20 protein-coding genes and 2 pseudogenes are annotated in these 23,082 nt (G+C 47.4%); 12 read left to right on the top strand and 10 right to left on the bottom strand.

The annotated features are described in order from the left end of the window. Positions 1-36 precede the first annotated feature (36 nt). From U2F10_RS31290 to U2F10_RS31270, 5 genes are all read left to right on the top strand, one after another. Positions 37-339: a Uma2 family endonuclease gene (locus tag U2F10_RS31290; protein ID WP_499874240.1), complete on the top strand. Its 303-nt coding sequence runs from the start codon at positions 37-39 to the stop codon at positions 337-339. A gap of 250 nt (positions 340-589) precedes the next feature. After that, positions 590-2,161 (top strand): ABC transporter substrate-binding protein, encoded by a 1,572-nt coding sequence (locus U2F10_RS31285; RefSeq protein WP_163668503.1) that lies wholly within the window; start codon positions 590-592, stop codon positions 2,159-2,161. A 40-nt stretch (positions 2,162-2,201) separates the two neighbouring features. Next, the gene (locus U2F10_RS31280) at positions 2,202-3,062 is read left to right on the top strand and encodes an ABC transporter permease (protein ID WP_163668501.1); all 861 of its coding nucleotides are present in this window, start codon (positions 2,202-2,204) and stop codon (positions 3,060-3,062) included. Between the two features lie 19 nt (positions 3,063-3,081). Further along, positions 3,082-3,909 (top strand): ABC transporter ATP-binding protein, encoded by an 828-nt coding sequence (locus U2F10_RS31275; protein ID WP_163668499.1) that lies wholly within the window; start codon positions 3,082-3,084, stop codon positions 3,907-3,909. A 96-nt stretch (positions 3,910-4,005) separates the two neighbouring features. Next, the gene (locus tag U2F10_RS31270) at positions 4,006-5,016 is read left to right on the top strand and encodes a YeiH family protein (RefSeq protein WP_163668496.1); all 1,011 of its coding nucleotides are present in this window, start codon (positions 4,006-4,008) and stop codon (positions 5,014-5,016) included. Between the two features lie 159 nt (positions 5,017-5,175). Here U2F10_RS31270 and U2F10_RS31265 read toward each other — a convergent pair whose 3' ends face one another. After that, positions 5,176-7,206 (bottom strand): LysR family transcriptional regulator, encoded by a 2,031-nt coding sequence (locus U2F10_RS31265; protein WP_499874238.1) that lies wholly within the window; start codon positions 7,204-7,206, stop codon positions 5,176-5,178. A gap of 518 nt (positions 7,207-7,724) precedes the next feature. On the opposite strand from U2F10_RS31265, the pseudogene U2F10_RS31260 reads away from it, so the two are divergent. From U2F10_RS31260 to U2F10_RS31240, 5 genes and pseudogenes are all read left to right on the top strand, one after another. Further along, positions 7,725-9,367: pseudogene (locus U2F10_RS31260) on the top strand (fumarate reductase/succinate dehydrogenase flavoprotein subunit). Between the two features lie 79 nt (positions 9,368-9,446). Next, positions 9,447-9,674, top strand: a complete 228-nt coding sequence (locus tag U2F10_RS31255) for a 4Fe-4S dicluster domain-containing protein (protein WP_006517750.1) — start codon at positions 9,447-9,449, stop codon at positions 9,672-9,674. A 15-nt stretch (positions 9,675-9,689) separates the two neighbouring features. Then, complete coding sequence (locus U2F10_RS31250) at positions 9,690-10,670, top strand: HEAT repeat domain-containing protein (RefSeq protein ID WP_163668490.1); 981 nt, start codon at positions 9,690-9,692, stop codon at positions 10,668-10,670. Further along, positions 10,663-11,778, top strand: coding sequence for an Mrp/NBP35 family ATP-binding protein (locus tag U2F10_RS31245; RefSeq protein WP_499874236.1), 1,116 nt, complete (start codon positions 10,663-10,665; stop codon positions 11,776-11,778). Before U2F10_RS31250 ends, U2F10_RS31245 begins: the two co-directional genes overlap by 8 nt. 182 nt (positions 11,779-11,960) lie before the next feature. After that, positions 11,961-12,821 (top strand): DMT family transporter, encoded by an 861-nt coding sequence (locus U2F10_RS31240; protein ID WP_499874235.1) that lies wholly within the window; start codon positions 11,961-11,963, stop codon positions 12,819-12,821. Positions 12,822-12,829: 8 nt separating this feature from the next. Here the strand turns inward: U2F10_RS31240 and U2F10_RS31235 are convergent, their stop codons facing one another. After that, on the bottom strand, positions 12,830-13,114 hold the full coding sequence (locus tag U2F10_RS31235; RefSeq protein WP_499874234.1) for a hypothetical protein: 285 nt from the start codon (positions 13,112-13,114) through the stop codon (positions 12,830-12,832). Positions 13,115-13,168: 54 nt separating this feature from the next. Between U2F10_RS31235 and U2F10_RS31230 the strand changes: the two are divergent. Next, positions 13,169-13,339, top strand: a pseudogene (locus tag U2F10_RS31230) (DUF5615 family PIN-like protein); the annotation flags it as partial. Between the two features lie 128 nt (positions 13,340-13,467). On the opposite strand, the gene U2F10_RS31225 reads toward U2F10_RS31230, so the two are convergent. From U2F10_RS31225 to U2F10_RS31190, 8 genes are all read right to left on the bottom strand, one after another. Further along, positions 13,468-14,574 (bottom strand): HNH endonuclease, encoded by a 1,107-nt coding sequence (locus U2F10_RS31225; RefSeq protein ID WP_499874232.1) that lies wholly within the window; start codon positions 14,572-14,574, stop codon positions 13,468-13,470. Between the two features lie 241 nt (positions 14,575-14,815). After that, positions 14,816-15,145, bottom strand: a complete 330-nt coding sequence (locus U2F10_RS31220; protein ID WP_499874231.1) for a type II toxin-antitoxin system PemK/MazF family toxin — start codon at positions 15,143-15,145, stop codon at positions 14,816-14,818. After that, on the bottom strand, positions 15,133-15,393 hold the full coding sequence (locus U2F10_RS31215; protein WP_499874230.1) for an AbrB/MazE/SpoVT family DNA-binding domain-containing protein: 261 nt from the start codon (positions 15,391-15,393) through the stop codon (positions 15,133-15,135). Before U2F10_RS31215 ends, U2F10_RS31220 begins: the two co-directional genes overlap by 13 nt. A gap of 58 nt (positions 15,394-15,451) precedes the next feature. Further along, entirely contained in the window at positions 15,452-16,132 is a 681-nt protein-coding gene (locus tag U2F10_RS31210) for a cysteine hydrolase family protein (protein WP_499874228.1), read from the bottom strand. A gap of 102 nt (positions 16,133-16,234) precedes the next feature. After that, entirely contained in the window at positions 16,235-17,539 is a 1,305-nt protein-coding gene (locus tag U2F10_RS31205) for a M20 family metallopeptidase (protein WP_499874227.1), read from the bottom strand. 646 nt (positions 17,540-18,185) lie between these two features. Next, positions 18,186-19,085 carry an ABC transporter permease gene (locus tag U2F10_RS31200; protein WP_499874226.1) on the bottom strand — a complete coding sequence of 300 codons (900 nt, stop codon included), beginning with the start codon at positions 19,083-19,085 and terminating at the stop codon, positions 18,186-18,188. A gap of 17 nt (positions 19,086-19,102) precedes the next feature. Continuing rightward, a complete protein-coding gene (locus U2F10_RS31195; protein ID WP_499874225.1) occupies positions 19,103-19,924 on the bottom strand; it encodes an ABC transporter ATP-binding protein in 822 nt (273 codons plus the stop codon). 53 nt (positions 19,925-19,977) lie between these two features. Next, positions 19,978-21,078: a taurine ABC transporter substrate-binding protein gene (locus U2F10_RS31190; protein ID WP_499874224.1), complete on the bottom strand. Its 1,101-nt coding sequence runs from the start codon at positions 21,076-21,078 to the stop codon at positions 19,978-19,980. Positions 21,079-21,386: 308 nt separating this feature from the next. Between U2F10_RS31190 and atzF the strand changes: the two genes are divergently transcribed. Next, a complete protein-coding gene (atzF, locus tag U2F10_RS31185; protein WP_499874222.1) occupies positions 21,387-22,820 on the top strand; it encodes an allophanate hydrolase in 1,434 nt (477 codons plus the stop codon). The last annotated feature ends 262 nt before the right edge of the window (positions 22,821-23,082 follow it).

Below are 23,082 nucleotides of genomic sequence, written 5' to 3'. Positions count from 1 at the left end.
GCCGGTTAACCGACGAAGCATTTTACCAGCTTTGTCGTGCCAATCCTGACGTTAAATTTGAACGTTCATCCCAGGAAGAAACGTAGCCGTTGGGAACCCCTTAACCCCACAGAACAACAAAAGTTTCCACCCATTGCCCCTGACTTTGTTATCGAGTTACGATCTGCTTCCGATAGTTTGGCAACACTCCAGACCAAAATGCAGGAGTACCAGGCAAATGGAGTATGTTTGGGATGGTTGCTTAATCCCCAGGATCAGACCGTAGAGATTTATCGACCGCGCCAGCCTGTGGAAATTTTAAAATCTCCTCTGCCTATTTGCATGGCTTCGGCAAAATGACGTCCACTGCAGCACTCCCACATTAAAAAGCAAGATCAGGGCCTTTGGACTCTAGCTTACGCTCTCTCAGCTCTGTCCTAATTTTTTGGGGGTCACTACAAAACTAGAAGCACACCAATAAAAGAAATCTATGGGTCTAATCAAAACCCTTATTGAGCTAACACCTCGATAAAAGATATCTGTAAATAGAGATACAGATACTTTATGGTTATCATCGATTAAATGAAGCAAATTGATAGGAGTCCCCGCCATGAAGCCTCATTATCTTTGGTTCAGAAGACTTTCTCTCTCTTGTGCCCTGACGTTTTCTTCAGTTTTGATTACATCTTGCTCTGGCCCCAGCGAAAATGCCGAAGGTGCAGCCAATACAGCCAGTACTGGCAATGGAGAGGTGATCCGTATTTCTATTGGGACCCAAGACCAGGTAATTAATACGGCTGTTGGCGGTGCCACCGTACGAGAATTAGGGCTATTGGAAAAACATCTGCCAACAACAGGCAAATACGAAAATGTAGAATACGATATTCAATGGTCTAGCTACACCTCAGGACCACCTATTACCAACAAAATGCTTGCTGACCAGATTGATATTGGTTTAATGGGAGATTTTCCAGCCGTTATTAATCTGATTAAATTCCAAGAGGAGGTTGAGGGAGTTACCTCCACATTTATTGGCACCCTAGCCTATAGCCCTAACGGAGCAGGTAATGCGGTTGTTGTTCCCAAGGATAGTGATGTCACCTCTTTAGCGGATCTAAAAGGAGGCTCTGTATCCGTTCCTTTTGGCTCCGCAGCTCACGGCATGGTGCTCAAAGCCTTGAGCGACGCTGGTATTGACCCAGAGTCAGATGTCAAACTGATTAGCCAAGCACCGGAGGTGGGTGGTACCAGCCTACGTACGGGTCAAATTGATGCCCACGCTGACTTTGTCCCCTTTGGAGAATTATTCCCCTTCCGAGGATTTGCCAAGAAGATTTTTGATGGAGCCCAAACAGGCGTTCCCACCCTACACGGCATTGTTGTTCGTTCGGATTTTGCCGAAGAGCACCCCGAAATCGTTCAGGCCTATCTTCAGGCAATGCTGGAAGCTAACCAAACGTTTCAAGAGAAGCCCGAAGAGATCTCTGCCCAAATTGAAGAATGGTCAGGTATTGAGAAAGAAGTCGTTTATATGTTTCTGGGGCCGTCTGGGCTACAGCCTATAAACCCAAGTATTGGTGAAGTGCAGTTAGAAGCGCTCAAAAACAGTATTGCCACGTTGATTAGTCTGGGTAAAATTGAATCCCCGGTCAACCCAGACGATGTTACCCAGTGGGTCGATGAAAGCTTCTTAAAAACAGCCATGGACAACATGGGCTTGAACTATGACGAAGTGATTGAAGTGGGCGAAAGCTATGTCATCACCGGAAATGACGCCCTCACCAACGAGCCAATTGAAGAGCCCAAAATGGCAGCCCAGCTGTGGATCCAAGAAGAGCCCACAGTGACTAATTTTGCCACCATTCCTAACATGATCAAAAAGCTCAACGAGCTACAGGCTGATGGCAAAGCTTCTGATGTGATCTTTGTCCACGATCGCAACAAAGGCTGGAAGCTGTTTGCGGAGAACTCTCACTATGTCAAAAATGGAGATGAAGTATCGGCCTTTTTGCTAGAAGCCGATGCCCAGGCGTTTGCCTCTGAGTCCGGTGGCCAGGTAACCACCTTTAAGAGCCTGCTACAGACCTATGCCAACGGACCTCAGCCAGCTCGCATTAGCCGTTTAACTGTGGAGGATTTGAAGCAGACACTGTTGGAGGCTGTACCAGCGTTGGCGGGTTAAGAATACATGCTCTCAACCATTCCTTTAATAATTCTCTCCTATGGCCAGCACCCTGCCTCAATCTCACGTTCGGGCTCGTAGCTCTAGCCCGATGTCAAGCTTATATCAAACCCTACAGGTCATCTTGTCAGGCCGTTCTGTCAGGCGGTTTATCGCCCTGGCCCTCTTTTTTGGGATCTGGCAAATCCTATGTATGATTGGCTTTAAGTTCTTTATTAACTTTCAGCTGATCCCCTCTCCATGGGAGGTGGCAAAAGCCACTGTCGATTTCTTTACCAGTGACCCCTGGGTGCATATCCGCTCTAGCGTGGTACGGGTATTGGTAGGGTTTGCTGTAGCATCTGTTTTGGCGGTCGTCTTGGGGATTATTATTGGCTGGTTTCAAATTGCTGAAGACCTTTTAATGCCAGCATTAGAACTGCTTAGACCCATACCGGCTGTGGCCTGGATTCCACTCGCCATCTTAATGTTTCCCAACGCTGAGACGGGAATGATTTATATCACCTTTATTGGCGCATTCTTCCCGGTTTTGATCAGCACAATTCGTGCAGTTGAGAATATTCTGCACGACATTGTCCTGATTCGGGTAGGTCAATGTCTAGGGGCCAATCAATGGCATGTTTTCAAAGATATTGTCATTCCAGGAGCCTTGCCTGGCATAGCCAGTGGATTGACCATTGGCATGGGCAATGCCTGGTTTTGCTTAGTGACTGCTGAGATTTTGGCTGGCCGGTACGGTGTGGGCTACATTACCTGGGAGTCCTATGTTACATCCAACTATCCTCCCATTGTCATGGGCATGTTGCTGATTGGATTGATGGGGGCCCTGAGTTCGTGGGCGGTTGGGCGCAGCACAGCGGCCTTGATGCCCTGGCGTGTGATCAAAAAACAGGATGCTTAAATCAGTAGGAGTGCCCACCATGATAAAAGAGGCTGTGACAGCATCAGCGGCAACAACATCTAAAGCCAAAGGCTCGGTCAACGTGGAAGGAATTTCGATGATCTTTAATCGAAAGGGCCACTCCACCCAGGTTTTAGATTCGGTCAATTTACACATAAAGCCGGGGGAACTAGTTTGTCTTTTAGGCCCCTCAGGATGTGGTAAATCCACGCTGCTGAATATTATTGCCGGTTTTATCAAACCCACGGCTGGCTATGTCATGGTCGATCAAAAACAAGTTAGAAAACCAGGGGCCGATCGAGGGTTTGTCTTTCAGCAGTATTCGTTACTCCCCTGGAAAACAACCTATCAAAATGTTGAGTTTGGTCTAAAGATTAAGGGTATCCCCAAAGCAGAACGAGAGGATATGGTGGGAGAATATCTAAATCTAGTGGGGCTGGGCAAATATCGCAATGCCTACCCCAGACAGCTTTCGGGCGGAATGCAGCAGCGAGCCAGCATTGTTAGGGCCTTGGTTAATTCACCCTCAGTATTGTTGATGGATGAGCCCTTTGCAGCCTTAGATGCTCAAACTCGTCACATGATGCAGGAGTTATTGCTCAATATCTGGGAGACATTAAAAACTACGGTCATTTTTGTTACCCACGATATTGAAGAAGCGGTCTTTTTGGGCGATCGCATTTTTGTGATGGGCGTACAGCCAGGTCGTATCAAAGCAGAGTTGGATATTCCCCTAGTGAGGCCCCGCCATGTTGATGACATACTAACGCCAGAGTTTAGTCAGCTTAATCGTCAGGTCTTTGAATTAATTCGAGAAGAAACGCTGAAGAGTATGGAGACTCACTAGGAAATAAAATCAACTAGATTCATAGTAATTGAATGTACAGACGTTCCATGGAACGTCTCTCCAACATCTGGGTATTTTTATCCCCTACAACCACACATGCTTAACCTTACCAGCCTAACTACGTTGGTTGGCCTTGCTTTGGCAACTGGAATAGCCTTCCTGGCAACAGGACTACAACAGCTGCCAGGCTTAGGATTATTGAGTCCCTTAATTTTAGCGGTCCTATTGGGTATTCTGGTCAAAAATACCGCTGGAGTTCCCAAAGTCTGCCAGCCAGGCATCACCTTTTCGCTCAAACGCATTTTACGGCTAGCGATTATTTTACTGGGACTACAGCTGAGTGTGTTCCAGCTGATCCAGGTTGGTCCCGTCGGGTTAATGATTGTCGCTGCCACCGTTGGTTCTACTTTTGTATTTACCTGTTGGTTAGGGCGTCATCTGGGCGTTAGCCGTAAGCTAGCCCATCTAATTGCAGCAGGCACTTCAATCTGCGGCGCATCGGCTGTAGTTGCTACAAATACTCTCCTAGAGGGACAAGACGAAGATGTAGCCTATGCAATTACGATCGTGACAGTGTTTGGCACAATTTCGATGTTGCTTTACCCTATACTCTCAACGATGCTCCAGCTCACGCCAGTCGCTTTTGGTGTATGGTCTGGAACGTCTATTCATGAGGTGGCTCAGGTAGTAGCAGCAGCCTTTCAACAGGGAGATGTTAGTGGTGAGTTAGCCACTGTGGCCAAGTTAGCACGGATGTTATTTCTAGTCCCGATTATGCTGACGCTGAGATCTATCTCAATGGGATCAGATCTTACCCATCGTCTGCGTGTTTCCTCTTTTAAATCCAGGCAGTTACCCGTTCCATGGTTTATTGTAGGATTTGTAGTACTCATTGGCATCAATAGTCTAGATCTGTTCCCTCCAGCCTTAAAAGATAGTTTAATTCAAGGCAATAAATTTCTGTTAACTCTTTCACTAGCTGCCATGGGGTTAGAGACAGATCTCCTGAAGATGAAACAAACTGGTCTCAAACCACTTTATCTAGGGGGAGCCGCATGGTTCTTTATTTCACTGCTGAGTCTGGGGTTAATCAAGGCCTTTTATTGAGTAGATAGCCCAAAGTAAACGTTTCTATATACCGCTGGTTTCGACTTCACTCAACCAGCTAAATTAGAGACTCCGCTAATCAGCTAATTTAGAGAAGATGAGGGCTGAGCGGATTCAAAGCCCGGATTGATGGATAGTTTTTTCCATCCACTTAATTTCCTAGAAGGAGTTTATAGCCGTCTCTAAGAATTCAGGCTGTATCCAACTATTGACATCAATCTCACCCAGTTGCTCATTACCTGGAACGACTTTGAGTTGTTGGATATGATCTGTAATCCAGTCCGTGCGAATTTGCGTTTCTGGGAAAAACAGTCCCGTGCGATTTGACTGTTGGTAATCAAGGGTTTTAGAAACAATTTCAGGATCTAGCCTGACCCAATTACTGACCAGGGAAAGAGCACTCGGTGTGTTGATATACCAATGCTGAGCGGCAATCAAGGCTTTTAAATAAGCAACCACTAGTTCTGGATGCTGTTCAGCAAAGGACTCTCTAACAACAATCCCATGGAATGTCGGTAATTCTGTCAAATCAGGGGCATCAACTAGACGCCTGAACCGACCATGATGGCTGGCAATTTCATGGAGAGGAGCAAAATAGGCATAGCCATCAGCCCGATCATTACGGGGGGTGAGGCGATCAATGCTCAGGTTATCAATTGAGTTTAAGGTGACTTTATGGAGTAGATTGGCCTGGAACAGCGTACGCATCACCATTCCGTGGGCAGATGATGCAAAGGGAACGGCAAGTACTCGATTTCGTAAATCATCTAAGCTACTTAGGGAAGAACGACCAGGAACAATAATGGTATTCCCTGTCCCATCAGGGTTGCTGGCAACAAAGCTAACTAATCGAGTTTTGGTAGCAGAAGACGAGTTACTCTCTGAGGTTAGACTGTCGGCTAGACCACTGAGTAACAAAGGGTAATCTCCTAAAATACCGATGTCTAGCTGTTGGGTTTGCAGACCTTTGGCAATGGGAGCTCCCGAAGTAAAGTCATGCCATTTAATTTGATAGTTTGTCTTGCTGTACTGACCGCTTCTGGGCAAAAAATGTTCGAGTAGTCCCAATCGTTGAATAATCACCCCCGCAGTTACCGTTTGTATGGTTTTGTTTTGGGTACCGATAGCCAGCGTCAAGGTTTCTGAAGAGGCTCCGTGAGCCTGGCGTAGCCATAGGCTAGGGGATTGTAAGTGGGCCGTCGTAGCCGATTTGGAGAATGATTTCTGTGCTCTAATCCGCTGAGCCCGTTCAGACTCTTTGGAGACCAGCTGAATAAATTGTTGTAGGGGTTCAGTGGGTTGGATTTCGGCGCGATGTTTTTGGGCCTGGCGTGGGGTAACCCTGGAGAGTCGTTTAGGCGTTAGCATAAACAGCTGATAATCCAGAGCAAACTCCTGCAAGGGAATGGTCACCAAGAGCTTGGCTTGACGTTCTGTTTGAAGCTGTAAGCTGGAGCCAAAGCCTAGATAGTGCCCTTGGGTCAAAAATGTGCTTAATAAGCTAGCCGATTGGACAAACTCTCGGTGGGCAAAGTCCGAGAGGTGCATACCCAACTCTGCAAGCCTTGCTTCTAAAGCCACTCGCCCTGGTGTACCCGCACCTGGAAATACCCATGCTTCTGAGGTTAGATCGCGCAGGCTCAGCCATTGGCACGGGGCTAGCCGATGGTCAGCAGCTACCATCAAGAAATATTGAAAACTATCAATGGGCAATGAGTCTATTTCATCAAATTCACTGAGATTTGTCTCGGCAAAACCAATTTCAATCTCTCCCAATGTGATGGCTTGATGTAGCTGTTGCGATGTGTCAAAGGGCAAACATTTCAGCTCGATATCAGGATATTTCTGACGATACTTAAACAGGATTTTAGATAACCATCCGCTAGCAATACTGACAGTACAGCCAACTTTTAAACGGCTATATTTTCCCTGTTTAATTTCATTAATTTCATTGATTAAACGACTCTCTAACGCCAGTAAACTAGGGCCTGCTTCGAGTAAATAGCTGCCCACCGTGGTTAGCTTTATTTTGCGACCAAGCCGATGAAATAGATCGACACCCAGGTTGGCCTCCAGAGACTTAATTTTAGCGCTCACAGCAGGCTGGGTCAGGCTTAGAGCATCTGCTGCTTCGGTAAAGCTTAGGTAGCGTGCGACCTCTAAAAAGACTCTTAAATGATAAATTTCCACAACAAAATCGCTAGCGAACTAGGCGACGATTTAAAGGCCTACTGTAAGGCTCGATCAGGTAACCAAATCAATCAAATTTGGCACAAGTAACCTCTCTAATTAGTCTCTTAATTACCTAAGTTAATGGCCGTACAGCTCAACATATTATTTCTGATTTTTATGAGTATATAAAAAAGTTGAATCGAAAAACAGTGCTTTTTGATACAAAGGATCTTGAGGCGATCACTGAGTCTCTTTAGAATAAGGATAACGGACATGGAAAAGTATGCATATTTCTAAACAACGCCATCTTAACGAAGCCATGTTCGACACTTGAGATTTTTAGATTAGACCGCGAGTTTTCTATAGAAACCACACCGCTGAAGCCATGGCTTAAGAAAGTACTAGCTAATGCTTACTTTTGATGAGCCTCCAACCGGTTGAGGTTTGATCACCTTATTGGAAATGAGGACTTTTGTGTGAATACTCAGCATCTGCAAACAGACTTTTTAGTGATTGGTGGAGGTACCGCCGGTACGATGGCGGGTATCAAGGCCAAGCAGGCTAACCCCGATGCCGATGTTTTAATCCTTGAGAAAGCTAATATTCGTCGTAGCGGTGCGATCGCAATGGGCATGGATGGCGTCAACACCGCCGTGATCCCCGGCAACTCCACCCCAGAACAATATGTGAGAGAAATCACCATCGCCAACGACGGCGTTTTAGAGCAAAAAAATGTTTACCAAACCGGGCGCTGGGGATTTGAAGTCATCCAAGAGCTGGAAAGCTGGGGTGTTAAATTTCAAAAAGACACTGAAGGTAACTACGACCTCAAACAGGTACACCGCGTGGGCAAGTACGTACTGCCCATGCCCGAAGGAAAAGATTTAAAAAGATTCTTTCTCGCCAGGTTAAACGCCATAAGGTGCGGGTCACCAACCGGGTAATGGCCACGCGAGTCATGGTAAAAGAAGGGCGGGTGATTGGAGCCGTCGGCTTCGATGTGCGCAAGGGAGACTTTGTTGTTATCCAGGCAAAGGCCGTGGTGCTGTGTACCGGGGCCTGCGGTCGCCTGGGGCTACCGGCCTCCGGGTATCTCTATGGTACCTACGAGAACCCCACCAATGCGGGGGACGGCTATTCCATGGCCTACCACGCCGGAGCAGAGCTGACCAACATTGAATGTTTTCAGATCAATCCTCTGATCAAAGACTACAACGGTCCCGCCTGTGCCTATGTGGCCAGTCCCTTTGGAGCCTACACCGCCAACGCCGAGGGAAATCGCTTCATCAGCTGCGACTATTGGAGTGGCCAGATGATGTTGGAAACCTGGAAAGAGTTGAACTCTGGTAAGGGGCCGGTACACCTGAAGATGTATCACCTGGATGACGACACCATTTCCGAAATTGAGCGGGTGCTCTGGTCCAATGAACGCCCCAGCCGTGAGCGTTTCCATGAAGGACGAGGGGAAGACTACCGCACCAACGGGGTGGAGATGAACATTTCAGAGATCGGTCTTTGCAGTGGCCACAGCGCCTCCGGCGTTTGGGTCAGTGACAAGGCTGAAACCACCGTGCCCGGTCTCTACGCCGCTGGTGATATGGCCAGCGTGCCCCACAACTACATGATTGGAGCCTTTGTTTCTGGACGTCTGTCCGGCATCAATGCCATGGAGTATGTACAAGGCCTAGAGCATGTGGACCCCGACCCAGAGTTTCTCGCAACAGAAAAAGCTCGCATCTATGCCCCCTTGGATCGCCCCGATGGCGTGCCTCACACCCAGGTGGAGTATAAGCTACGTCGCTATGTGAATGATTATCTACAGCCGCCCAAATCTCCTACCAAGATGGATATTGGTCTTGCGGCCTTTGAGCGGTATCACGAAACCCTGGATTTGATGGGAGCCCGAGACCCCCATGAGCTGATGCGCTGTATGGAGGTTCACTTTATCCGGGACTGTGCCGAAATGGCGGCCCGGGCATCGCTTTATCGTAAGGAGAGTCGTTGGGGACTGTATCACTATCGTCTGGATTATCCTGAGAAAAATGATGAGGAATGGTTCTGTCATGTGAACTTAAAGAAAACAGAATCGGGCAAGATGGAAATGTTTAAGCGCTCGGTAACTCCTTATATTGTGGAGGTGGATCTTCAGCAGGAAGTGTATGACGTGGCGGTACGGTAGGGATCCTTTGTAGAGGCGTTCCATGGAACGCCTCTACAAAGGACGAAAAATTTCTGTTCTTTAATTGAGAAACCCATCTATGGCTCTAACCACCCAGCGTGTTGATGTCCCAGTAATTGTGGACGAATCTAAATGTCTCGAAAAATGTACGGCCTGCATCGAAGTCTGCCCCCTGGATGTGTTGGTAAAAAACCCTGAGACTGGCAAAGCCTATATGAAATACGACGAGTGTTGGTTTTGCCTTCCCTGTGAGAAAGAATGTCCCACCAATGCCATTACTGTTCAGATTCCGTTTCTACTGCGTTAGGGAGAAAAACTCACCATGGCCCATACCGACCTTGATCCAGAAGTGGTGCAGTGGGTAGAAATGTTGCGATCGCAAGACCTCAACGACCGCTTGGTGGCTGCCAAATCACTACAGCACCTGGGGGATGAAGATGCCATTGACGCCTTGATCCAGAGCTTGAATGATGAGAGTCCGAGGGTTCAGGAGATTGCCGTAACCGCTCTTTGGGAAATGGCAAATCCAGTGGTTATCCCGCCGCTGTTGGACTGTTTAAGGTCTGACCATGAACCCGAGGTGCGCGAAGAGGCCCTATCTGCCCTGAAAGAACTGGTCGCTCCTGACGATTTACTCAAGCTGTTGGATGCGATTCAAGTCGATGACGAAAATGTGCAGCTGAATGTGCTGATCCTGCTGCGCAAAATTCACGATGCCCAGGCGTTGCCCTATATTCTGCCGTTCTTTGAGTCTGAGAATCCGGTACTGCGGGAGGCCTCTGTTGTTACCCTGCGGTATCTAAATCAGGTGGTGCGCTGTGAGCCTGCCCTCGCCCTGGCCAAAGATACTAATGATGAGGTCAGACGTTCGGCTATTTTGACCCTGGGGTATTTGAGTGATGAGGCGGTGGTGCCGATGTTGTGTAGTGCGATCGCACATGACCCAGATTGGCAGGTGCGGCGTAACGCAGCCCAGTCCCTCGACCTCCATGCCACCACTGCGGCCACACCAGCCCTGACCCAGGCATTGGCCGATGACCACTGGCAGGTGCGCAAATTTACCGCCCGTGCCTTACAGAAAGTTGCCACCAATGAGACCATTCCCATACTGATCAAAGCCCTTTCTGACGAGTATTCCGATGTGCGACGCGATGCCGCCATTGCCCTGGGTAATTTGGGTAATCCTGAAGTCTTACCAGCCCTAAAACAAACTCTCGATGACCCAGATCGGGATGTACAGATTTTCTCTCAGCGGGCCATCCAAAAGATTCAGGATCAGCTAGCGGAAGCGTCCAATGCCTAACCATGATTCTCCCTTTGTTCGTGCCCCTCACCAGTCCCCCGATGCCATCCCCGATAGCCCGGTGATAGCCATCCGTAAACAGGCGGCTATTCGATGTCTCAAGCAGGTGGTTGAACCGATTCTCAACAAAAACATTGTTGATCTAGGCATGGTGCGAAACCTGCGAGTGGTGGATAACTATGTGTATCTGAAGCTTTATATCGGTGCCCATCAGCATGGCCTTAAGGATCAGGCTCAGTTAGCCCTGGGAGATTTAGAGTGGTGTCAGAAAGCCTACATTCAGATTTGCACAATTCCTGGTGTGCACACGACGCTGGCCGTATCCAGCGGCAAGGGAGGTGTTGGTAAGTCCACCACAGCTGTGAATCTAGCCGCTGCCCTGACAAAAACCGGGGCCAAGGTGGGTCTGCTCGATGCTGACATCTACGGTCCCAATGTGCCCCAGATGTTGGGACTTGCTCAAACTACGGTTGAGGTGATTGACACACCGGAGGGGCAGCGCTTCAAACCATTGGAGGCCCATGGTATTAAGGTCATGTCGGTGGGACTGCTGGCAGAGCCTGACCATCCTTTAGCCTGGCGTGGTCCCGTTCTCCATAAGATTATCACCCAGTTTATCCAAGACGTGGATTGGGGAGAGTTAGACTATCTTTTAATTGATCTGCCCCCCGGTACCGGCGATGCCCAGATTACCATTATTCAAGAAAGCCCCATCTGCGGCGTGGTGATGGTAACAACGCCGCAACAGGTGGCAGTCTCAGACGTGCGACGCAGTATCCACATGTTTCGTCAGGTGGGCGTGCCCGTCCTCGGTCTGGTAGAGAATATGAGCTACCTGATCTGCAGCTGCTGTGGGGAGCGCACATCAATTTTTGGTAGCGGTGGGGGAGAGCAAATGGCCCAGGAACTATCCGTGCCGCTGTTGGGCCAGGTACCTATCGATCCTCAGATCTGTCAGGGAGGTGATAGGGGGCGGCCTTTAGCCGATGGAGAGGCTCCTTTGTCACAGGTATTTGCTGCGATCGCTACTGGTTTGAATCATACATTTTTTCCGACTGTAGATCGGACAGAAAATCATATAATCAATCAGACAACAACGGCGTTCTAAGGATAGAGGAATTAACAAAATCCACGTTCCTCGACGTCATAAATAGAGGACTGAGCGGAGCCGAAGTCCGGTTTAGGTGGAATTTATTTAATTTCTACTCCTAAGCTTCTGTTTGTTGTTTAACGATCCTCAAACACTGAGCGCGTTGGCTTTTAGACCAGGAATGGCTTTACCTTAAATCCATGTCCTATCATGCACCTGCCCTGAAAACGTCAATTCTGACTAGCTGCACGCTAATTGCGTTTGCCGCCAATTCCTTACTTACCCGCATGGCCCTGGGTCCAGGCTCCATTGATGCAGCCAGTTTTATGACGCTGCGATTAGTTTCTGGTGCAGCCATGTTGTTAGCCATTATGACGTTCTCTCCGAGAAAGTCTGTTGTAAAGCTCCAGGGCAAATGGACAGCCGCATTGATGCTGTTTCTCTACGCAGTTACCTTTTCGTTTTCATACTTGCAACTAGCCGCAGGCACCGGAGCCTTAATTCTTTTTGGCTCAGTGCAGGTAACGATGATTGTAGCTGCCTTAAAACAGGGGGAAAAGCCACATCCATTGGAATGGGTAGGGTTACTACTGGCGCTGATGGGATTGTTATATCTGGTATCACCCGGTTTGGCAGCGCCGCCAGTGATGGGTTCTCTCCTAATGGTGATGGCAGGTGTCGCTTGGGGATTTTATTCGCTGCTCGGTCGTGGAAGCCAGGACCCAGTAGCCTATACAACGACTAATTTTGTACGGGCAGTTCCCTTTGCCGTTGGGGTGAGTCTGGTGAACTTATCGGCAATGCATCTGACTCTAACAGGTGCGGTTTTAGCCTTGTTATCAGGGGCGCTAGCCTCTGGTGTGGGCTATGCAATTTGGTATGCGGCGCTAAAAGGCCTAACGGCAACGCGGGCGGCAACAGTACAGTTAGCAGTGCCTGTGATTGCTGCATTAGGGGGGATTTTATTTTTGCAAGAGACATTGAGCGCACGATTGGTCTTGGCGTCTTTGTTGATTTTAGGTGGCATTGGCCTAGCTGTAATGGGACGTAGCGAGCAGTAAACGTATAGCTATCGCTGAGTAACTTCATCAAGCGCTTCCTGCAAGATTTCATCACTGACACCATGGCGATTTAGACTAGCGATCAACGCAGAGACAGTATCTCCTTCTAAACGCTCTAAATCAACACGAAGACCTTGCCCAATGTAGGCACGAGCCAATGGTTGATACCCCGAAAATCCGAGTAACGGTGCAATTCGCTTTAAGTCTTCAATCACATCTTCGGGCATCCGAATTGTGATTGTCGTCATTGGGCGATTTCTGTCTAATCGTTTTTTCAATGCGTTAGTTTTCATAGTATTCACGTTCCTTTCGTGTGGCCTGACGAGCTGAAATAAACAGTTAATGACGCTGGTTTACCAGGACAACCTGATTCAGCTGTCTTGAATTATGCCAAACAACAAGGCTATGTTTTGTTGACACGTAATTGTAATGACTTTCAAGAATTGCATCTGACAGGGCGACACAACCGCTCTAGCTCTTATATGTCAATCGCTTGCGTTTATCTTTGTTTGTGGTAAGTGTTCCAAATAACGTTTATGGTCAACGGCTGCAAAAACTTGACAAAGAATGAGAGAAAACCTTCAGTCCGTTCCCCACAGTGGTTAGCCTGGTTATAGCCACCAGTCTTAAAAAATACGAGCTTCTACTAGGAGCAATGATCTAATCTGAGATTAGTACTATCCTTGTTGCTCTTACCAATGTTACATTTTGAGCAGAGAGCTTGTAAGTTATCAATATGATCAGTCCCCCCCTTCGAGCGCGGTAAAATGTGGTCAACATGCAGAGTGATGCCATGAAGTTTTGTAGATCTTCCGCAACTGCAACAAGTCCAGTTGTCACGAGCTAGAACATCCCACCACAATCCTGCTCTTGTAAAAGTATAACTGTCTAGCTCTAGTAAATTACCAACTTCAAGAGTTTCAGAATTTTTACCTGAATCAACTTTCTCATAAAACTCGTTATGATACCCGCCTTCATTACACCAAACTCTGTACTTACTGAGCATTTCGCTCATCTTTAGACTTACCTCATGGCATGATTCACCCTGCTGTAGAAGGCGAACCGAGTTAAAAATAGGATATAGCGCAACAAAAGCAAGTTTGAGACGTTTTAATCCTCTATTGAAATCGAGTGGGAAATAGTATAGATCTGAAAAAAATCCCACATTTAGCTCTCCATTTTTTGATCTACTAAGACTATTGTCTTCATCAAACCAATCACAGAAATCTATAAGTTGAAAATAACTGTTACAGGAAAGATGATTCATCATCAAAATAGACTGTAGATCTCGAAAATCATTGCTGAAGACAGATTTCAGATCTCTATAGAAATCAAGATTTTGAGTTACATCAAAATTACATCCAAAGAATTGGGTACTTATGCATCCCTCTGGATCAATGCAGAACGCTAGGTTACCATAATAGTATGAGTAAAACTTTCCATTCTTATTTTTTAGAGTTGTCTTCTTGCCTGAAATCTTTCTACCTAAAATCCCTAGATACACATCACCCCATCTATCTACAGGAGACTTAGAATTCTGCCTATGTCTAGGTCTATACGAAAAAGATATATCTTCGTAAGGATTTAATTGATATATTTTCTGAACAAGTTTCAGAGTATTATCCATCAATATTTCTAAGCGAGGAAAGAAATATTTCTGTAGTGTGTCAAGGCGAGTTTTAGTATCTGGTATTTTGAATATCTCAGTATCTTTCAAGTCAAATTGAAGCTCTCTTATAGAAGATTTTGTCATAGTGATAATTGCAATTTTCCTTCTCAACTTACCATTGCCTAAAGTCGATATCGGCAAAAAAGTTTCTCTCGCTTAATTATGACTAGAGTTTTTGAGCTAAAACGTACCGGCTGCCAACTTATAATTCAACGTCAGATCTAGCGGATAAGTTCCATGCATCTGACCAATAAATACCAACATAGGGGAGTTACACGTGTCCTGCCACAACACCTAAATCCATTGCAAGCCCTTGTTAAGCAAGCTATTCTGCGAACATCTCAGCTAAGATAGCAAGCAGCATTTTTTGCTCATCTTCACTAATTCGACCAAGCTTTTCAACCAATCGATTCTTATCGACTGTGCGGATTTGATCCAAAACAATTTGCCCATTCTTACCCTGAAATTGACAGACTACACGGGTGGGATATTGCTTACCTCTTGTAGTCATGGGAGCAATGATCACCGTAGCAATATAACGATTCATCTCATCCGGTGAGATCACCACACAGGGTCGCGTTTTCTGAATTTCACTACCAACAGTGGGATCTAGATTAACCAGAAAAACATCAAAACGATTGACTACCATTCCCATTCAGAGTGATCCCAGTCATTAGCGTTGACTTCATCTAGAAGGACATCATCTTGATTCGCAGCCATTGCAGCAAAGGCTTCATCCCATCCAGCACGCCAACACTGCGCTGTGCGAATAGTCAGACAATCACCCTGTACTTCAATTTCTACTTCTTCATGAATACCGCTTTGCTCTAAGAGAAGTTTAGGAATGCGAACACCTTGTGAGTTACCAATTCTAACGATTCGAGTTTTGATAACTGTGCCCATATCTAGATAACTGCAAACACGAACTGTAATTACATAGTAATCACATCAAAAGGAGCTGTCAAATATCCTGTAGATTGACAGCTGTCAGCACTTGCCCAGACGTTGTTACCCATCCAAAAATCGTCTGTGTCATTGCCACTGACACTCGATGAAACTCCGGATTTAACGAGGCACAACAATCTTCTAGCAGCAAACATTCATAGCCTAAATCATTGGCCGTTCGCAGTGTCGTATGCACACAGCACTCTGTTGTTACTCCCGTTAGTAACAACGTTCGAATATTTCGCTGTCGTAAAATTAAATCCAAATCCGTTGCTACGAAGGCCCCTTTACCAGGCTTATCCAACACAATTTCCCCCGATATTGGCTGTAGCGCATCCACAAAATCATGGCTCTTGGAACCTCGGGTTAGCAACCGCCCCATGGCTCCTTCACTACCAATTTCTGCGTTTTGTTTTTTAGAACGCGCCAGCTTATGGGGTGGACAATCACTTAAATCCGGACGATGCCCCTCACGAGTATGAATAATCGTCACGGGTGTTTGCCGCAATGACTGTAATAATGCTTGCAAAGGTTTAATCGGCTTCTGAGTCTGACTCACATCAAACCCCTTACAATCGGCCCACCCCCCCAGGGTACAAAAGTCATTTTGCATATCGATCACTAATAGGGCTGTATGCGCCAGGTCGAGCTTTAGAGGATAGGGTTGAGCCGGAACCGTTATTTGATGGGTATTCATAATCAAAAGAAAACCCTAGCAAAGCCAGGGCGTGTGTGAGATGGACTGTCTGTTGAAAATCTGGTCTTATGTCTGCCTTGGTTAAACTCTGAGATCGGTTGGCTAACCCTGCTGTACCTTAAAAAAGTCCAACAGAAACAATGCATAGATTTTTGTTGCTGCTACAACTTTGTCCATATCGATAAACTCATTTACCGGCGGCCAACCATCTTCACCCGGACCAAAGGTAATGGACGGAATCCCACTGTGGGCAAAACGGAGCGTATCGCAGTAAGCATTCTTGCGATAGAGTACGGGATCTTTACCTAAGATCTGCTGGTATGCCCTCGATAATGCCTGCACGTGCTCTGCATCTTCTGATACCTCTATGGAGGCAGGCACAAACGTCTCTCCTTCTACCTGGGTAATCGTCGCCTGAAAGGTGGGGTCCTTAGCCTGTAGTTCAGCAATCACCGTTTCCATATCTTGCACAATGGACTCGTAGGTCATGCCGGGCACCAGGCCAATGACCCACACCCTGGCCTTACAAGAGGGTGGGGTAAACTGCCCTTCCCCAATTTGTCCGGCTTCTATTTTGACTGGGCAAATGCTGGGCTGGGTGGGGCCATAAATTTGTGGTGCGTCATGGGTAAAAGTGGTGTTGCGCAATGTCTCGATCAGCTGAGCCATGTGCAATACGGGATTGACGCCTTCATCGGGTCGCCAAATGTGCGATCGCACCCCCGTGGTCTCAATATCCACCAAACATAGGCCTGAGTGAGCCAGGGCAATGCCAATGCCCCAGTCGTCTCCCTCGGTCCAGGAGGTGGGCTCCGCCGTAATCTCATAATCGGCAGTGAGGCCGTAGTCATTTAACAAATGTAGCGCGCCTGCCTTGCCATGGCGCTCTTCATCTACAGTGTAGGCACAAATCAGCTCGCCGTTGATTTTTACCCCAGTCTGACGCAGCATCTCAATGGCAATCAGCTGGCAGGTCATATTGCCACGGGTATCGGATGTGCCTCGACCATAAAGATACTTGCCGCGCAGGGTAGCGTTGTAGGGGTTATGTCCCGACATATGCCACTCTTTTGGATCACAGGAGGGGTAAGTATCCAGATGATCGTTAAAGATAAGAGACGGTCCGGGTAGTCCATCATTCCAGCGACCGACTACATTGGGTCTACCTTCAATGGCCGATACCCATTCCACATCTAACCCTAAGGACTGTAGGTGCTGTCCCACCTGTCGTGAGATATCTTCCTCATGGGCCGTGGGAGCTTCCGGGTCAATGGAATTACCACAGCCCGGTTGTCCGGTGGGTACCAGGTCTTTGATCAGCTGCACGCATTTCTCTTGGGTGATACCGGTGAGAATCTGTTCTTGTAGATCGGTCAGTTCTGATGTGGTAGAGAGGGTTTCTAACATTGAATGCACTCCGAAAATAAATGATCTAAACCTATATATTCTTTTCTCGCGAGCTATAGAGCTTCTCTGTTGAGAAGGAGGCTGTGTATATATCTCTCAGAAGAGAGTTCGAAATCCTGCCTTATCCCCCCTTAATCCCCCCTTGGTAAGCAGGGCTGTTTCATTGTCTGGACAGAAAATCTGAAGGCATTGAAAGCTTATTTGAGAAAAGGCATGCTCTACTTGAAGGTGGGCCAAACAACAATGCGATAACCTGATTAATCGACCCCGCCGTAACCCCTACTTTAATGCAATTGAGGACAACTCAGTAGGCTGGGTCCTAGGGCGGCCTCCCGGCCCTAGCCATGGGGGTTTGGGGAACTCGGAGGGACCCCAAGCAACCGGTTTTGGTTCCCTCCGATCATATCTCGATTCAGTATGAACAAAGTAATAAGCCTTACAGATTTTCTCTGGTGAACACGAAACGACCCTGCCCTCGGTAAGGGAGGAAGCTCCGGTCCTTCCCCTTGGTAAGGGGAAGTTAGAGGGGGTAAAGCGACCGCAAGCACTAGTCTCCAGAACTTGTGTACACACAGTAGCAACCAGATATTGCCAAGCCTCAAAACGATTTCTTCTTTTCTCACACATCCCTAACACCAACGGACTTTTACTCCTGCCAATGCACGACTTTTGATGCAATCGCCCTGAGGAGAAAGTCGGACAGCACCCCAAAAAAGCCAATCATCAAAATGCCAACAAACAGCGCTTCTACATTAAAGAAAACGCTGGCATCTTGAATGATGTAGCCAATGCCTATATCCCCTGCCAACAGCTCAGCGGCGACCAAAATACCAAAATCCACAGACAGAGCTACCCGCATACCGGTAAAGATACTGGGTAATGCCGCAGGCAGAATCACATATAGAAAAATAGCTAGATCGTTTGCCCCCAGGGTGCGGGCGGCTAAAATCTTATCCTTGGGACAAGACTGCACACCTGCCATCGTATTGAGCATAACAATCAAGGCCCCGGCATAGAGGATGATTAAAATTTTAGAGACTTCACCAATGCCAAACCAAAGAATAAACAGGGTGATAAATGCCAAAGGCGGAATCGGTCGCAGGATCTCAGTGACGATATAAAAGGCCGCCCGAACATACTTGTAGTAACCCATGAGTAGGCCTAGAAGTAACCCGACGACGGTACCAATGCCAAAGGCCGTGAATACCCGCCGCAAACTGCCTAGAACATGACTCAGGACAGGAGTACCCGCATACCCTTTGCGGGTCATGGCTAAGAACTCGGTGACAATACCAGACAAACTGGGGAGAAAGAGTTCGTCGATCCAACCCATGCGGGTGGTGGTTTCCCAGAGGATGAGGATCAGGGTAGGAATTGCGATCGCAACGCAAAACAACACCCCTTTCTCACGCAATGCCTGGGTTTGCAGATCCTGCCCTTTAAAAGCAGGCACCCCGTCTTGTTTAGACACCTTCAACTGCATTAGGTTATTTCCCCTCTGACGTATAAACCCATGGAACGTTTCTCCACTGCACAGACGTTCCATGGACCATCTCTGCACCTTTAACTAATCGCCTTCATTTTCAAATAGAGATCCGTTCGATACTGATTAAACGCCTCCGACACCCGATTCATCGCCGTATAACGGGGTTCAGGCAGGTGAATCTCAATATTGTGGGCTATACCGCCTAAATTGCGATCTAAAATCACAATGCGATCGCTTAGAAAAACAGCCTCCTCAATGCTATGGGTAACAAACAAAATCGCCTCAGCTACTTGCTCATGAAGCTTTAACAACTCCTCCTGTAACCCTTCACGGGTCTGAACGTCCACTGCCGCAAAAGGTTCATCCATCAGCAAAATCTCCGGCTGCACCACCATGGACCGAGCCACCGCCACCCGTTGCCGCATTCCCCCCGAAAGCTGATAGGGGTACTTACGCTCATTACCCCGTAACCCCACCAGGTTAATAATAGTTGCCACTCGATGTCGCTTTTCGTATTTTGAAAGCGATTGAAACCGAAAGCCAAACCCAATATTTTGCTCAACCGTCATCCAGTCAAAGAGGGCATTGCTTTGAAAGACCACCCCTCGCCTGGCGGATGGCCCCTTGACCTCCTCCCCACCGTGGGAAACAGTACCCGCTAATGGTTTGTAAAATCCAGCAATCAGATTGAGGATGGTCGATTTTCCACATCCCGATGGCCCCAACAACGTTAAAAACTCTCCTTGCTGGATACCCAAGTTTAGGTCTTGCAGCACCAAGCGCTTGCGACTATACCCGAAAGAGACGGCATCTAGCGCAACAATCTCAGCTTGAGTTCCCTCAAGTTGACCATGCTGCTCACGGGAGCTAACCGTTGCGTGGACAGGAGATTGAGACATGCTGACAAAAATTAGACAGATCTTTAAATGGGCATGGATGGAAAGTTAGAAGATTATTTCGATTCCAGGTATTCCGCCACGTAGGAAGAATTAATCAATGGCGTCAAATCTTCTGGCGCACTATCCAATCGACCCTGATCCACGAGGAACACAGCATATTCCTCATAAGCCTTATACAGATTAGTGGACTCAGGCTGTCCAGGGGTACCCAACCACTCGTCAGTCAGCTGATCTGCCATTAACACCACTGTTGATCCTTGCCGATCAACCATGGCTCCAAACTCTTCAGGCGTCAGATTTAGACGTTCGGCTTCCCATTTTTGCCCAGATTTTAGATCGGCCAAATAATCCTGCTGGGCCATGTCCCAGGCTTCCATAAACTTGATCATCACCTCAGGGTTGGCCTCTGCAAACTCTTTACGAGCGGCCCATAGGGCAACCGCATAGGCTCCCACTGATTTTGCTGTGGCGATGTCCTTACCCCCCAGCTCATTGAGCTTACCAGCCGCCGGTTCCCAGGTCCAAGCTGCATCAATCTTCTTCGCAGAGAAGGCCGCCGCCATTTCAGACGGTTTTAGATTTACCATGTTGATGTCGTCTTGGCTCAACCCCGCTTGATCGAGGGCAGCCAGGAGAGAATGGTGACCTGAGGTACCAATGGTCACTCCAACGTTTTTACCCTTGAGACTAGGCACATCTGCTGCCAATTCATTCGCAATCAAGCGTTCTGCCGTTAGGGGAGCATGGTCTAAAAGCACTACCTCAATATCAATACCCGTGGCAAACGCTGTCAGTGAGGGGAAAGGAAAGAACCAGGTAATATCCACCTCACCCGCTGCCAGGGCAGGCACCATAGCCCCACCGGAAGAGTAGGGACTCATTTCCACATCCAGGCCCACTTTCTCGAAGTATCCTTCGTTGTAAGCAACCATGGTGATGTTATTAATATCACCGGTCTGAAATCCTACCCGCACCTTGGGTAAATCTGATGTCGGTGATGCAGCAACAGCAGCTGTTTCTGCTGTCTCTTCAACAGGCTGGTTAACGTCTGCTGTTGGTGAACAGGCTATTGCCAGGGTTAAGGAACAGACTGTTAAACTGCTGAGTGCAAAAAACCTACGCCGGTTAAAAAAGCGTGTAACTGATCGCTGCATGGTCGCCTCCAATCCTCATGATTGCTGATAGCTTGCTGTCAATACCTCGCACGTTAGAAGACACTTTGACAGCTGTAGAAATTTGAGCCGTATCGTTTACTACAAATCTTTATGTACGGTCATCCCTATCAATCAATAAAATTTATGGATCGATAAATTTTCTTCTACAAATCCATCAAAGTCCCCAAACCCTGTTTCCCCTTGTCAGAAAACAGCGTTGTCTCTATACTGCTGTTCCCATAGCTCGCCCTATTGCGTTTTATGCCAAGTAAGACCTTGGCCATGCATATGCCGTAAAGAAAGCAATTATGACTCAGCACACCGATATAGACATTCTCCTAACGATCTCTTCTCTCCAAGAACGTTATACCCAGGGAAGACTCACGCCTGTCCAGGTGATTAAAACCATTATCACCAAGCTAAAACAGCGTGGAGATGATGGCATTTGGATCTACACGCTATCGGAAGAAACACTAATTAAACAAGCGATGGCTCTGACTAACATGTCCGCAAGCCAGCGATCGCAACTCCCTCTGTGGGGCATTCCCTTCAGTGTCAAAGACTGTATTGATGTGGCAGGCATCCCCACATCGGCGGCCTGCCCGGCCTTTGCCTACAACGCCACCCACACTAATCCAGCCGTTCAAAAACTCCTCGATGCTGGGGCCATACTCATCGGCAAAACCAATCTGGACCAGTTTGCCACAGGACTCGTAGGGATTCGCACTGGATATACAGCTCCCCATAACGCTTTTTCAGAAGACCATATTCCGGGTGGATCCAGTTCGGGGGCAGCCTTATCTGTTGCCCATGGGTTAGTAGCGTTTGCCATTGGCACAGACACAGGGGGCTCTGGACGGGTCCCGGCTGGATTTAACAACATTGTTGGACTTAAACCCACGCGAGGCTTATTGAGTACTCGCCATACGGTTGAAGCATGTAGAACATTGGACTGTCTTTCAATTTTTTCGCTGACGGCAACAGATGCCCAGACCATACTAAAAATTGCCCAAGGATATGATCCAGACAGTCCATTCTCTCGACCAGCCAATATTCCTCCAGCATCTTTAAGCTCTGATCAGACCCAGCAAGCATTTCGATTTGGGGTGCCCAGCCAGCGAGAGTTTTTTGGCAATACGGATGTAGAAGCCTGCTACAACAAAGCTATCAAAACCCTGACAGACTTAGGTGGGCTCTGCATTGAAATTGACTACGAACCGTTCTTGCAGGCGAACAACTTGTTGTTTAATGGCCCCTGGGTGGCCGAGCGCTATGCCTCGGTGGGGGCATTTGTTGAAGCCAATCTGGATAACGTGTTTTTCACCACCCGTGAGATTATTCTCAAAGCCAAAGATATCAGCGCATCTCAAGCCTTTGAAGGGATATATGCAATGGAAACGTTAAAGCAAAAAATTCAGCCCCTTTGGCAAGAGATTGATTGTTTAGTGGTGCCAACAACAGGAACAGTTTATCGCATTGAAGAGATTGAAAAGGAGCCTTTGGGACTAAATTCTAACTTGGGGTATTATACAAACTTTGTAAATTTGCTAGATTTAAGTGCAATCGCAATCCCCAATGGCTTCCAATCCAATGGCATTCCCACCGGCATTACATTTATAGCCCCCCCCTACAGTGAAAGCTATCTGGTAGATCTGGGGTCAAGCTTTCACCAGGTTTTCAACAACAAATTAGGAGCAACAGCTTTTAACCTGGAAATCGCTCCATCTTTAGCACAAAAATAGAATCGCTGAGTAACTCTCAACCCCGCCATCTCTCGACAAATCCTCTTTCCTTAAGGTGTTCAACTTGAGCCAGTCCACAGCACTAAAAACTGGGGATGGAGAGACTTTTGTGCCTTGGAAATCGAGCAGTAGTATCCACGTAAGTTACTGCCAACCAGATGTAGTTATTTCAGGTTTCCCATTGATTCCAGTGGGTAACTGTTTGTTGTGCCAGCGTTATTGTTATGGCTAATCTATTTACGTCCTCTGGTGGGTTTAATGT

Origin of the sequence: Leptothoe sp. EHU-05/26/07-4 (assembly GCF_043421015.1) — a bacterium.
GTDB lineage: Bacteria > Cyanobacteriota > Cyanobacteriia > Phormidesmidales > Phormidesmidaceae > Leptothoe > Leptothoe turfae.
Note: the sequence above shows the minus strand (reverse complement) of the source record. Positions and strands in the feature narration are given on the sequence as shown.